This window comes from Clostridium sp. C8, assembly GCF_001010885.1.
In the GTDB taxonomy this organism is placed as follows: Bacteria; Bacillota; Clostridia; order Clostridiales; family Clostridiaceae; genus Clostridium; species Clostridium sartagoforme.
Genome location: NZ_LBMX01000042.1, coordinates 1 through 13,836, shown reverse-complemented (window position 1 = coordinate 13,836; position 13,836 = coordinate 1). Strand labels below are relative to the sequence as shown.

13 protein-coding genes and 1 other annotated feature are annotated in these 13,836 nt (G+C 29.9%); all 13 genes read right to left on the bottom strand.

All coding sequences use genetic code 11. The annotated features are described in order from the left end of the window. Nucleotides 1–25 precede the first annotated feature (25 nt). Nucleotides 26–301, bottom strand: coding sequence for a DUF1292 domain-containing protein (locus tag AAT22_RS05960; protein ID WP_016206458.1), 276 nt, complete (start codon nt 299–301; stop codon nt 26–28). 79 nt (nt 302–380) lie between these two features. Then, entirely contained in the window at nt 381–797 is a 417-nt protein-coding gene (ruvX, locus tag AAT22_RS05955; RefSeq protein WP_047000577.1) for a Holliday junction resolvase RuvX, read from the bottom strand. Nucleotides 798–845: 48 nt separating this feature from the next. Then, nucleotides 846–1,103, bottom strand: a complete 258-nt coding sequence (locus tag AAT22_RS05950) for an IreB family regulatory phosphoprotein (protein WP_008678270.1) — start codon at nt 1,101–1,103, stop codon at nt 846–848. A gap of 158 nt (nt 1,104–1,261) precedes the next feature. Continuing rightward, on the bottom strand, nt 1,262–3,901 hold the full coding sequence (alaS, locus tag AAT22_RS05945; protein ID WP_047000576.1) for an alanine--tRNA ligase: 2,640 nt from the start codon (nt 3,899–3,901) through the stop codon (nt 1,262–1,264). Between the two features lie 63 nt (nt 3,902–3,964). Beyond that, nucleotides 3,965–4,138, bottom strand: a binding site (T-box leader). 63 nt (nt 4,139–4,201) lie between these two features. Continuing rightward, nucleotides 4,202–5,233 carry an AI-2E family transporter gene (locus AAT22_RS05940; RefSeq protein WP_047000575.1) on the bottom strand — a complete coding sequence of 344 codons (1,032 nt, stop codon included), beginning with the start codon at nt 5,231–5,233 and terminating at the stop codon, nt 4,202–4,204. After that, entirely contained in the window at nt 5,220–5,708 is a 489-nt protein-coding gene (locus AAT22_RS05935; RefSeq protein WP_047000574.1) for a PRC-barrel domain-containing protein, read from the bottom strand. The genes AAT22_RS05940 and AAT22_RS05935 overlap by 14 nt, the downstream gene beginning before the upstream one ends. 86 nt (nt 5,709–5,794) lie before the next feature. Beyond that, nucleotides 5,795–6,883, bottom strand: coding sequence for a tRNA 2-thiouridine(34) synthase MnmA (gene mnmA / locus AAT22_RS05930; RefSeq protein ID WP_172655008.1), 1,089 nt, complete (start codon nt 6,881–6,883; stop codon nt 5,795–5,797). A gap of 2 nt (nt 6,884–6,885) precedes the next feature. Next, on the bottom strand, nt 6,886–7,317 hold the full coding sequence (gene nifU / locus AAT22_RS05925) for a Fe-S cluster assembly scaffold protein NifU (RefSeq protein ID WP_040436539.1): 432 nt from the start codon (nt 7,315–7,317) through the stop codon (nt 6,886–6,888). Continuing rightward, nucleotides 7,301–8,500, bottom strand: a complete 1,200-nt coding sequence (nifS, locus tag AAT22_RS05920) for a cysteine desulfurase NifS (RefSeq protein WP_016206465.1) — start codon at nt 8,498–8,500, stop codon at nt 7,301–7,303. Before nifS ends, nifU begins: the two co-directional genes overlap by 17 nt. 2 nt (nt 8,501–8,502) lie before the next feature. Then, a complete protein-coding gene (locus AAT22_RS05915) occupies nt 8,503–8,955 on the bottom strand; it encodes an Rrf2 family transcriptional regulator (RefSeq protein ID WP_016206466.1) in 453 nt (150 codons plus the stop codon). Between the two features lie 101 nt (nt 8,956–9,056). Further along, on the bottom strand, nt 9,057–10,298 hold the full coding sequence (locus AAT22_RS05910) for a replication-associated recombination protein A (RefSeq protein WP_047000573.1): 1,242 nt from the start codon (nt 10,296–10,298) through the stop codon (nt 9,057–9,059). 33 nt (nt 10,299–10,331) lie between these two features. Then, a complete protein-coding gene (locus AAT22_RS05905) occupies nt 10,332–10,814 on the bottom strand; it encodes a hypothetical protein (RefSeq protein WP_047000572.1) in 483 nt (160 codons plus the stop codon). A 146-nt stretch (nt 10,815–10,960) separates the two neighbouring features. Next, nucleotides 10,961–13,585 carry a bifunctional acetaldehyde-CoA/alcohol dehydrogenase gene (adhE, locus tag AAT22_RS05900; protein ID WP_016206469.1) on the bottom strand — a complete coding sequence of 875 codons (2,625 nt, stop codon included), beginning with the start codon at nt 13,583–13,585 and terminating at the stop codon, nt 10,961–10,963. Nucleotides 13,586–13,836 lie beyond the last annotated feature (251 nt).

Below are 13,836 nucleotides of genomic sequence, written 5' to 3'. Positions count from 1 at the left end.
ACCTCTTTCTTTTTTTAGTTAGATTTTATTCTTCATCAGCAAAAATAGTATCATAAGCTTCTTGTACTGCTGCTAATTCTACTTCATCATCTATAGGTATTAATAGATCATCTCCATCTTCATCTACTCCTACCTTTAACGCAAATATATCATCTTCAGTATATTCATCATCATATACTATTACATATTCGCTCTTCTCTTCTGTATCTGGGTTTACCATATCAAAAAATGCAACAACATTTAGTTTTACTAAATTACCATCTTCATCATACAGCTCTATTTGTTTTAAATCTTTATCCATTAAAATATCTCCTTTTTTTATAATTGTAATTTTTACCTTACTAGTTGTCAATAATAATTTTCAATTGGAAATCAAATAATTATTTCATGCTTAGTCTATCTAAATATCCTTGAAGTATATATGTAGCAGCAATCTTATCTACTATTTTCTTCCTCTTACCTCTTGATAAATCTGCCTCTAACATCGCTTTATGTGCAGCTACTGTAGTTAGTCTCTCATCCCACATCTCAATCTTTAACCCAGTAGCTTCTTTTATAATTTCCGAAAGCTCTAATACTCTTTCACCAGCTTCTCCTATAGTATTGTTCATATTTTTTGGTAATCCTATAACTATAGTTTCAACAGAATATTCTCTACATATTTTTTTAATTTCTTCTATGTCTTGTTCTTTTTTACTTCTTCTTATAGTAGTTATCCCTTGGGCAGTCCAGCCTAAAGGATCACTTATTGCTACTCCTATTGTTCTAGACCCAACATCTAAACCAAGTATTCTCATAATTGTCTCCTTAAATATTAAAGAGTGCCCGATTTTAACGGGCACTCTTTATTTTATTTCTAAATAAGATTTTATAACTTCCTCAAGAATTTCATCTCTTTCAAGTTTTCTTAGTAAAGCTCTTGCTCCGTTGTAGCTTGTAATGTAAGAAGGGTCCCCTGAAATAAGATATCCTACTAATTGGTTTATAGGATTATAACCTTTCTCCTGTAACGCATTGTAAACATCTGTTAATATTGATTTTGTTAAATCCTCTTTATTGATGTTTAAGTTAAATTGCATTGTTTGATCTAAGTTATTATTCATACAACCGCTGCTAATGCAGCTCACCCCCTTACTAATATTTAGTTTAATAGTATCCCTAATGATATTATTTCATTTTTTTAGAATTCTATTCACAGGTTTTACTTAATTAATTATATTATAAACTATATAATTATAAAAGTACACTATTTTACTAAAGATTATTTCACTAAAGATTCTACTACTGAGTATGTTTTTTCTATAGCAGATTTGATATTTTCAGGATTTTTACCACCAGCTTGAGCCATATCCGGTCTTCCGCCGCCGCCGCCGCCAACTACTGCTGCCACTTCCTTAATTATTTTTCCACAATGAATTCCCATTTCTATTACATCCTTTGTAGCCATAGATATTACATTAACTTTTCCACCTACATTACTTAATAAAACAACTACTCCAGTTGAAAGTTTACTTCTCATTTTATCGCCTAGATCTCTTAGTGCATTTCCGTCTATGCCTTCAAGTCCATATGCTACAACTCTTACTCCTTTTATATCCTTAACTGACGCTAAAATATCATCCTCAATTCCTGATGTTAATTTACTCTTAAGTTCTGATATTTCTTTTTCTTTTTCTTTAATTTCAGCACCTTGTGAAGCTATCTTCTTTAATACGTCTTTTTCAGTACATTTCAATGCATTGCATGCTTCTTTTAAAAGTCTTTGCTTTTCTTCCATGTATTTTATTGCATTTAACCCTGTTACAGCTTCTATTCTTCTTATTCCTGCTGCAACACCTGTCTCTGATACTATTTTAAATAATCCAATTTCTCCTGAATTATTAACATGAGTACCTCCACAAAGCTCCTTTGAGAACTCTCCAACACTTACAACTCTAACTTTATCACCATATTTATCATCAAATAAAGCCATTGCTCCTGACTCTTTTGCTTCATCTAAAGTCATAAGATTTGTATCAACTTCAAATACTTCCATTATTTTTTTATTAACTAACTCTTCAATACTTTGTATTTCATCCTCTGTTAATCCTTGGAAGTGAGCAAAGTCAAATCTTAATCTTTCATCATCAACATAAGAACCTGCTTGATTTACATGCTTTCCTACAATTTGCTTTAAAGCTTCATGCAGCATATGTGTAGCTGTATGATTTTTTGCAATGCTGCTTCTTCTTAAAATATCCACCCTAAGATTTGCTTCATCATTTACTTTTATTGTTCCATCTAAAACTTTAACATAATGAATAGTTTTTCCACCAACATTTTTCTTTGTATCATAAATATAAGCTTCACCTAAAGCTGTTTTTATAGTTCCTTTATCTCCTACTTGACCACCCATTTCTGCATAGAAAGGTGTTTTTTCAGTAACTATATATCCCTTTTGTCCTTTTGACAATTCTTCAACAAAACTATTATCATCTGCTAAAACTAATATATTGGATTTTACTTCAAGATTGTTATATCCCATAAATTCAGTATTTACAGATGCATCTATTTTATTAATCGGACTTTCATCACTTCCCATATATGATGATTCTCCTCTTGCATTTCTTGCCCTTTGTCTTTGTTCATCCATTTCTTTTCTAAAAGCTTCATGATCAACCTTCATGCCTTTTTCTTCTAAAATTTCTTCTGTTAACTCTATTGGAAAACCATAAGTATCGTATAGTTTGAATGCTTTTTCCCCTTTTAATGTTTTTTCCTTAGAAGCTTTTATTTCTTCTATATAGTCATTTAAAATATTCATTCCTGAGTCTATAGTTTCATTAAATCTTTCTTCCTCTAATAAAACTATTTTTTCTATATATTCTTTATTTTCTATAAGCATAGGATAAGCACTACCATAGTTTTCAACTACTGATTCAACTATTTCAGTTAAGAATAAATCTTTTATTCCAAGTAATCTTCCATGTCTTGCTGCTCTTCTAAGTAATCTTCTTAAAACATATCCTCTACCTTCATTACTTGGTTGTACTCCATCGCAAATAAGCATAGTTACTGACTTAACATGATCTGTAATTATTCTTAAAGAAATATCCTTTATTTTATCAACTCCATATTTTACCCCTGATAAATCTGATACCTTATGAAGTATATTCTTAACTGTATCTATTTCAAAAATATTATTAACACCTTGCATTATAGTTGCTATTCTTTCAAGTCCCATGCCTGTATCAATATTAGGATTTGCTAATTTATTATAATTTCCTTCTTCATCTTTATCAAATTGTGTAAACACAAGGTTCCAAAACTCAACTACTCTATCTTCATCACTTGCTTTTACAAAATCATCCACGTTTGTAATAACGCCTTCGCCTCTATCATAATGAATTTCTGTACATGGTCCACATGGCCCCACACCTATTTCCCAGAAGTTATCATCTTTTCCAAGTCTAAATATCCTTTTTGGATCTACATCAGTTTTATTACACCAAATATCAAAAGCTTCATCATCTTCTAAGTATATTGTCACGTATAACTTATCTTTTGGAATTTGAAGAGTTTCTGTTATAAACTCCCAAGCCCAAGGAATTATTTCTTCTTTAAAATAATCTCCAAATGAGAAATTCCCAAGCATTTCAAAGAAAGTACCATGTCTTGATGTTTTACCTACATTTTCTATATCTCCTGTTCTTATACATTTTTGACAAGTAGTTATTCTTTTTCTTGGCGGTTCTTGTAACCCTGTAAAATATGGCTTAAGCGGTGCCATACCAGCATTTATTAATAATAGTGATTTATCATTTTTAGGTACTAGAGGAAAGCTCTCTAACCTTAAGTGATTCTTTGATTCAAAAAAGCTTAAATAAGCTTCTCTAAGTTCATTTGTTCCCATGAATTTCATATATATTGCCTCCAAACTTTACTTTATATTCTTATATAATAAAAAAAGTTTCCATCCCTATAAAAAAGGGACGAAAACATAAATTCCGCGGTACCACCCTAATTATGTATTTAACAATACATCACTTAGATAATATAGCTCCAAGATAGCTTCAATATATAGTGTAAGAAGTTTTCAGCAAACACTCCCTCTCTGAATACACAATCTATATTTACTCATTCTCTTCAATGCCAAATATTAAATTTTCTAATATTTCAATGAAATTATAGTTTATTTATTAAATTATGTCAATTATTTTATTTAGAATAAATAATCATTGATATCTTCATATATAACTTTAACTATTACTCCTATCGGTACTGCAATCACCATTCCTATAAGACCACCCAACTTTTCTCCTACTAATAATAAGATTATGATTATAATAGGATGCATATTAGTACTATCTCCAGTTATTTTGGGCGATAGAATATTTCCTTCTATTTGCTGAATCAAAAACACAGCAATTATTGTATATAACGCCTTATTAGGTGAATCCATAAGAGCTATAAATATAGCAGGCACCCCTCCTATTATTGGCCCAAAATAAGGTACGATATTTAATATTCCATTAAATATACCTAGTATTAAGGCAAATTTTACATCTAAAATAAGAAGTACTATAAAAGTTAAAACCCCTATAATTAAAGACAATAATAATTGACTTATTATATATCTGGATAACACCTTATCTAAGTTATTAAGAACTTTTTTAGCTATTATTCTTTTTTCTGTTGGTAATATTAGTAAAAGCTTATTATAAATTAAATCTCCATCTACTAGAAAATAATATGTAACTATAGGTATAATTGCTAGCGAAACTAAGCTTTCAAAACAAAGAAATAAATTTTCTAAAAAATTATCAGAAATTTTAGCAAAGAACATATTTGCTTCTTCACTTATTTGCTCATATATTCCTTGAAAAAAAGATAAATCATTCAAATTCATTTTTTTTGCAATATTTTTTATGTAAATGTCTATATTATCTAATATTGATCCAAAATTATAACTTTCTCTTAATATTGATGGGATTATTATATAAGACAATAATATTAAGCTAAAAACAATCACGATTATTATAGAAATAGATGCAACTCTTTTATTTAATTTAAATTTTTCACTTAAACCATCTCTAAAAGGTTTTAAAGTATACGCAAATATAAATCCAATAAAAATTATATTTACTATACTATTTAGTGTTTTTATTTTTATGTATAAAGCCAAAATTATTAAAGCTACTATTATTATTAAAATAGGATTAATTATTTTTTTGTATTTTTTATAAACTAACATATTTTTTCTTACGAGGTAAACTTTGTAACCTTACCTCATCACTTCCATAATATAAAATAAAATCTTCCCCTAAAAGGCATTGTTTTAAAAGTAATATTTCTTTTCCTTTTATCATTCTATCAAATATACCAGAACTCATAACTAATCCCTTTATTGATAAATCCCTTTTTTCTATAATTAAATCTTCTAAAATCCCTCTCATAACATTATTTTTATCTTTTATATCCATATCTTTTATAGATTTAAATGATAATCCAGCTTTCTTACTTAATTCTTTTACAATAATAACCTCTTCTAAAGAAATAATATCTTTAGTCTTAACGAAATTTTTTTTACTGAATAGTAGATAGTTAGAGATAAAAAAGCCTTCAATAGTTCCTTGGTGAAAATTAATGTAAATATCATCTACTATCCCTAAATACTTCCCCCTTATGTCATATACTTTTAATAAATAGAAATCCTTAGTTTTTAGCATAACTTTTCCCCTTTCTATCCATATTACCTATATTATCCCCAAAAGATAAAAAAAAATTCTCATACAAAAATATGAGAATTTTAAAATTATATAATTTTTTCTATTATTCCTCCACCAACAACAACATTTCCATCATAAAATACAACAGATTGCCCTTTGGTAATGGCCCTTTGTTTATCTTTAAATGACACTTTAACTTTTCCATTTTCAAGGGGATAAATTATTGCTTCAGAAGGTTTTGCCGAATACCTTACCTTAGCTGTAACAGACATTGCTTCCTTCAAATTTTCAAAAGGAATAAAGTTAATATCCTTTGCTACTAAATCAGTTTTAAATATATCCTCTTCCGGTCCAAGAACTACTTCATTAGTATTAGGAATAATATCAGTAACAAAAACCGGTCTCCCTAAAGCTATACCTAATCCTTTTCTTTGACCTATTGTGTAATATACTATTCCTTTATGCTTTCCTAGTATATTCCCATTTTTATCAATAAAGTTTCCTGTATTTACTTCATTAGGCTTAACTAAAGAAATATATTTACCATGATTATTATCTGGGATAAAACATATTTCCTCACTATCCTTTTTATTATGAACTGCAAGACCAATTTCTTTAGCTATTTCTCTTATCTTATCTTTAGTATAATCTCCACAAGGCATTAAGGTTTGACTTAATTGCTCCTGTGTAAAATTATATAAAGCATAGGTTTGGTCTTTTTTATCATCATCTGCTTTTATTAAAAGATATCTTCCATCTTCATTTTTCTCTATTTTAGCATAATGACCTGTAGCTACATAATCTGCTCCAATTCCCTTTGATCTTCTTAAAAATTCATCAAATTTTATATGCTTATTACATGCAATACATGGATTTGGAGTTTTTCCTTCCATATATTCCTGTACAAAATAATCTATTACTTTTTCTTTAAATGACTCCTTAAAGTTAAGAACATAAAATGGTATTTCTAACTTATCAGCAACTCTTCTTGCATCTTCTACTGATGAAAGAGAGCAACACCCGCCTTCTCTTTCCATATAGCTTTCATCTTCATCATCAAAATGTTTCATAGTTACGCCTATTACTTCGTAACCTTGTTTTTTTAAAAGGTATGCAGCAACGGAGCTATCAACTCCACCACTCATACCTACTACTACTTTTTTCTTCATATTAATTCCTACTCATCGCCATGAACATGATCATGTATATCATCATGTTCTTCGAAGTCCCAAAGCTCTAAACCTGTATTTTTTCTATAATCATTAATTGCTTTGTGAATAGCTTCTTCAGCTAAAACAGAACAGTGCATTTTTACAGGTGGAAGGCCATCTAAAGCTTCTGCAACTGCTTTATTTGATAACTCCCAAGCTTCTTCTACAGTTTTTCCTTTTATTAATTCTGTTGCCATTGATGATGAAGCAATAGCAGATCCACATCCAAAAGTCTTGAATTTTACATCTTTAACTATATTATCTTCAATTTTTAAATAAACCTTCATTATATCTCCGCATTTGGCGTTTCCAACTTCTCCCACCCCATTTGCATCTTCTATTTCCCCTACATTTCTTGGATTTCTAAAATGATCCATAACCTTATCGCTGTACATCATAATATTTTTCTCCCTTCTTTAAAAAGTCTTCCCATAATGGAGACATATTTCTAAGTCTTTCTATAATAGGTGGAACAACTTCTAGTACATAATCTACATCTTCATCAGTTGAACCATCACCTAATGTCAATCTTAAAGATCCGTGTGCTAATTCATGAGGTAACCCTATTGCTAATAATACATGTGATGGATCAAGAGATCCAGAAGTACATGCACTACCACTTGAAGCACATACACCCTCAAAATCTAAAGATAAAAGTATAGACTCACCTTCTATAAATTCAAATGTTATGTTGGAATTTCCTGGTAATCTTCTTTCACCTCTAGGACCATTCAATCTTGTATGAGGTACTTTTAATAGTCCTTCAATCAATCTATCTCTAAGCATAATAAGTTTCTTGCTGTGTTCCTCTAAATTATCTGTTGCAAGTTCTATAGCTTTTCCAAGTCCAACTATTGATGCTGTATTTTCAGTACCTGCTCTTCTAGCTCTTTCTTGCCCACCGCCATGAATTAGATTATCTATTCTCACGCCTTTTCTTATGTAAAGCGCTCCAATTCCTTTAGGTCCATATATTTTATGTCCTGCTAAAGATAATAGGTCTATATTCATTTCCTTTACATCTACTGTAACATTTCCAATTGCTTGAACTGCATCTGTATGAAATATAACTTTTCTTTCTCTACAAATTTCACCTATTTCCTTAATTGGTTGAATAGTCCCTATTTCATTATTTGCAAACATAATAGAAACTAATATAGTTTTATCAGTTATAGAATTTTTTAATTCTTCTAAATCAATAAATCCTTCTTTATCAACATTTAAATAAGTTACTTCAAAACCATTTTTTTCTAAATATTCACAAGTATGAAGTACTGCATGGTGCTCTATTTTAGTAGTTATAATGTGATTACCTTTTTTTCTGTGAGCTGATGCTATCCCCTTAATAGCCCAGTTATCAGCTTCAGATCCACCACCTGTAAAATAAACTTCACTTTGATCACAATTTAAAGCTTTAGCAACTCTACTTCTAGCTTTATCAATAGCCATTTTAGTTTCTCTAGAAATTCCATAAAAGGATGATGGATTTCCATATCTTTCTGTAAAGAATGGTATCATTTCTTCTAAAACTTCAGGTTTAACATAAGTTGTTGCTGCATAATCCATATATACATTTCTCATATCTATTTACTCCTTTTAACAATCTTAATAGATTGGTTTTCATCCTTCATTCTTACATAGTCATCAACTATATCTTGAAGTGTTATACTCTTCATTACTTCATCAATGCTATTTTTTATTTTTTCCCATAACAATCTAGTAGCACAAAAATCAATGTTATCGCAATCAGTTCCTTCAATACACTCTGCTATTTCAACAGGTCCTTCAAGCACATTCATTACATCTGCCACTGTTATATCCTCTGGAGCTCTATTTAATACATATCCTCCTTGAGCACCTCTTATACTTTTGATAAGATTTGCTTTCCTGAGTGGTGAAAATAGTTGCTCTAAATAATATTCAGATATATTTTGTCTTTGGGAGATTGTTTTTATTGAAACAGGGGTATCTCCATAATGCATCGCAAGGTCTACCATAGCCTTAACCCCGTATCTACCTTTAGTAGAAAGCTTCATAATACTTCCCCCTTTTAATGTTGACTATTTTACTAGTATTTACTTTATATATCTTACCAAAACACTCTGGTATTGTCAATAATATCACTTTTACTCCTCTATTATTTTACTTCTTTCCAATACCTATTTATACTTTCTTCATACTTGTTTTTTTGCGTAAAATAGTATTTAGTATTTTTCAAGTTTTCAGGCATATATTGTTGATTTACATAATTATTTTCATAGTCATGAGGATATTTATAACCAAAAGCTCCTAAGCTTTCTGCTCCTGAATAATGAGTATCTTTAAGGTGATTAGGTATATCTCCCATATTTTTATTTTCTAAATCACTCATAGCACTAGCTATTGCTAAATATGCACTATTTGATTTTGGAAGTGTTGCTAAATATATAACCATTTCTGATAATATAATTTGTGCTTCTGGAAGTCCTACTTTTAATGCTAATTCTATCCCTGAATTTATTACAGTTAATGCATTAGGATGTGCAAGACCTATATCTTCAGCTGCTATTACAGAAATTCTTCTTATTATTGCAGTTAAATTTCCGGATTTAATAAGTCTTGCCAAATAATGAATAGCAGCATCAGCATCACTACCTCTTATACTTTTTTGTAGTGCACTTAGCAAATTATAATATTCATCTCCATTTGCATCAGCCCTCATATGGGATTGATTTAAACTTTCTATATACTCTATAGAAAGTTCTTTTACTTTTTTAAGTTGTGAATTTATAGCAAGTTCTAGTATATTATAGGCTTTTCTATAATCTCCTTGAGAAATTTCACTGATATATTTTATAGCTTCTAATGAATATTCTACTTCTACTCCTTCATTTATTATTCTTTTTATTGCTATTTCTAACCCTTCTGCTATTTCTTTTATGCTAAGAGCTTCAAATTGAAATATGTTACACCTACTTAATATAGCTTTATGAATTGCAAAGTATGGATTTTCCGTAGTACTTGCTATTAATGTAACTCTTCCATTTTCAATAAACTCTAAAAGTGCTTGTTGTTGTTTTTTACTAAAATGTTGCAATTCATCAATGTATATTACCACTCCATTATAATTAAGTAAGCTATCTAAACTTTCAGTTATTTGTTGTATATCCTTCACCGATGCTGTAGTTGCATTTAACCTATAAAACTTTTTATCAACATAATTAGCCATTATATTAGCTAAAGTTGTTTTCCCTGTTCCTGGAGGTCCATACAGTATGCAATTGGGAATCATTTTATTTATAATTAGATTATATAAAGGTTTCCCCTTAGATAGTATCTTCTTTTGACCTATAAAATCCTCTAGCTTTTGTGGTCTCATTACTTCTGCTAATGGTTTCATTTATTTCACCTTTTCTTAAATTTATTTTAGTTCTTAGTTAAATCCTGAATTTAATTCTTTAGCCTTTTCTAAGTTTTCATATTCTGTAAATCCCTCTATATAATACTCTCCATTTTTTTCTTTAACCACTACCTCAACTGGAACATCTTCTCCTATAGCTTCATCACTTGATTCTTCATCTCCATGTGTTTCAAGTGCCTTAGCTTCCATATTAAGAACCATATACACTTTATACTTTTCATTTTCTTTATTTATGTTTTTAATTGAACTTTCATATTTCTCAAGATTTAATTCACCTATATATAGTGAATAAAACTCTACATAATTACATATATAAAAATTATCTTCACTTATATGTTTTTTCATATTATCATCATATCCATTTTTATAAGATAAAACTAAATCAATTGTTTCTTTTATCTCTTTTTCACTTTCTTTGCTTACCTCCTTTGAACATCCAATCATAAATATCTGTGCAAAAACTAATATCAAAACTGCTAAAATTAATTTTTTCATAAAATTCCTCCAAACATCACATCATCCTTGTAATCTCTTAATAATTCTCTCTATAAATAATATCATATTTTTATAAAATGTATGATTAATATAAAAATAAAAAAATAGAGAATACCTATCATATTCTCTATTTTTTATTTGAAATATTATTTTTTCTTAGTTTCTTTTTTAACTTCCTTTGGTTTTACTCCTTCATAAGCATTTATATACATTTGCTTAATTTCACTCATTAATGGATATCTAGGATTAGCTCCTGTACATTGATCATCAAATGCTTGCTCAACCATTTCATCTATTGTAGCATAGAAGCTTTCCTTTAACACGCCTGCGTCTGAAATTGATTTTGGCATTCCAACCTTATTCTTTAAATCATCTATAGCTTTTGTTAATAATTCAACTTTTTCAGCTTCTGTATTTCCACCTAATTGTAGATAATCTGCTATTCTAGCATATCTCCATGCTGCATTAGGATACTTGTATTGAGCAAATGCTGCTTGTTTAGTTGGAGCATCTGCTGCATTAAATTTAATTGATTCATTTATTAGTAATGCATTAGCCATACCATGTGGTAAGTGATGGAACGCACCTAACTTATGAGCCATTGAGTGACAAATTCCAAGGAAAGCATTGGCAAAAGCTAATCCTGCTATTGAAGCCGCATGCGCCATTTTTTCTCTTGCTTTTACATTTGTACTTCCTTCATTATAAGCAACTGGTAAATACTTAAATACTAATCTTATTGCTTCTAAAGCTAATCCATTAGTATATTCTGAGGCTAATACTGAAACATATGCTTCAATCGCATGAACTAAAACATCAATACCTGAAGCTGCTGTTAATCCTCTTGGCATACTCATCATAAGCTCTGCATCAACTATTGCCATATCTGGAGTTAATTCATAATCTGCAAGTGGATATTTAACACCTGTTTTTTCATCAGTTATAACAGCAAATGGTGTAACTTCTGATCCAGTACCTGCTGATGTTGGAATAGCAACCATCATTGCTTTTTCACCCATAGTAGGGAATTTGTAAACTCTCTTTCTTATATCCATAAATCTCATTGCTAAATCTTCAAATCTAACTTCTGGATGTTCATACATTACCCACATAATCTTAGCTGCATCCATAGGTGAGCCTCCACCTAAAGAAATTATAACATCTGGATTAAATGCAAGCATTGCTTCTGCACCTTTTTTAGCTGCTGATAAAGTAGGATCTGGTTCAACCTCTGAAAATATTCTAAAGTCTATTCCGTATCTTTCTAAAACATCTGTTATTCTAGCTGTGTATCCAAGTTCAGCTAACATTTTATCTGTAACTATAAATACTTTCTTTTTACCCATTTCATGCAGTTCTTGCAACGCAATTGGTAAACATCCATATTTAAAATAAGTTTTTTCTGGAACTCTAAACCAAAGCATATTTTCTCTCCTTTCAGCAACACTTTTTACATTTATTAAATGCTTAGGTCCTACATTTTCTGAAACTGAGTTTCCACCCCAAGATCCACAACCTAGTGTTAATGAGGGTGCTAGTCTAAAGTTAAATATATCTCCTATAGCTCCTTGTGAAGCAGGCATATTTATTAATGTTCTTGCAGTTTTCATTGCCGCCCCAAATCTAGCAATTCTTTCTGTTGACTTTATTTGATCCGTATAGAATACTGACGTATGTCCCATACCTCCTAATTCTATTAATCGGCATGCCTTTGTTAAAGCTTCATCAAATGTTTTTACTCTATACATAGCTAGTACTGGTGATAATTTTTCATGTGAAAATGGTTCTTCTAATTCTACTGATTCAACTTCTCCAACTAAAACTTTTGCATCTTCTGGAACCTTTACTCCAGCCATTTCAGCTATTTTGTATGCTGGCTGCCCAACCATATTAGCATTTAAGCCACCCTTTTCATTTAATATTATCTTTCTTACTTTATCTATTTCTTCACCCTTTAAGATGTATGCTCCTCTTGCAGATAATTCTTTTCTAACTTCATCATAAATTTCATCCATTACTAAGATGCTTTGCTCTGATGCACAAATAACTCCATTATCAAAAGTTTTTGAAAGAAGTATTGAGTTTACAGCCATCTTTATATGTGCAGTTTCATCTATAATAGCTGGAGTATTTCCTGCTCCAACTCCTAAAGCCGGTCTTCCTGATGAATAAGCTGACTTAACCATTGCAGGACCACCTGTAGCTAAGATAATATCTGATTCCCTCATAACATTTTGTGATAATTCAACTGATGGTTCATCTATCCAAGCTATTATTCCTTCCGGAGCTCCAGCTTTAACAGCCGCATTTAATACTATTCTTGCTGCCTCAATTGTAGCTTTTTTAGCTCTTGGATGTGGTGATATAATTATTGCATTTCTTGTTTTTAACGCTATTAATGTTTTAAATATTGCTGTTGATGTTGGATTAGTAGTCGGAACTATAGCTGCTACAACACCTATCGGCTCTGCAATTTTAGTTATTCCAAAAGTATGATCTTCTTCTATAACTCCACATGTTTTCATGTCCTTGTATTGATTATATATATATTCAGCAGCAAAGTGATTTTTTATTACTTTATCTTCTACTATTCCCATTCCACTTTCTTCAACTGCCATTCTTGCTAATTTAATTCGGTTATCATTTGCTGCCATAGCTGCTTGTCTGAAAATCTCATCTACCTGCTCTTGTGTATAGGTAGCAAATATTTTTTGCGCTTCTCTTAATTCTTTAATTCTTTGAGTTAATTCTTGTGCATTTGTTACAGCCATTTTTTATTCCTCCTAATATTTATAAGATAAATTTTCTTTTTCACATTTTTAATTTACTTTAATTTTGATTACAAATTTATTTTATTGCATTGTTTATTTTTTGTCAATGTTTTTTTGTTAAAAAATTATCAAATTTATTTTTTTAACCATTAAATCTAATTTTTAATAAAAATTGTATCATTAATTAGCGTTTTTCTATATTAATACAATTTATCCATATAATTAAATTTAATTACATTGTTATATATATA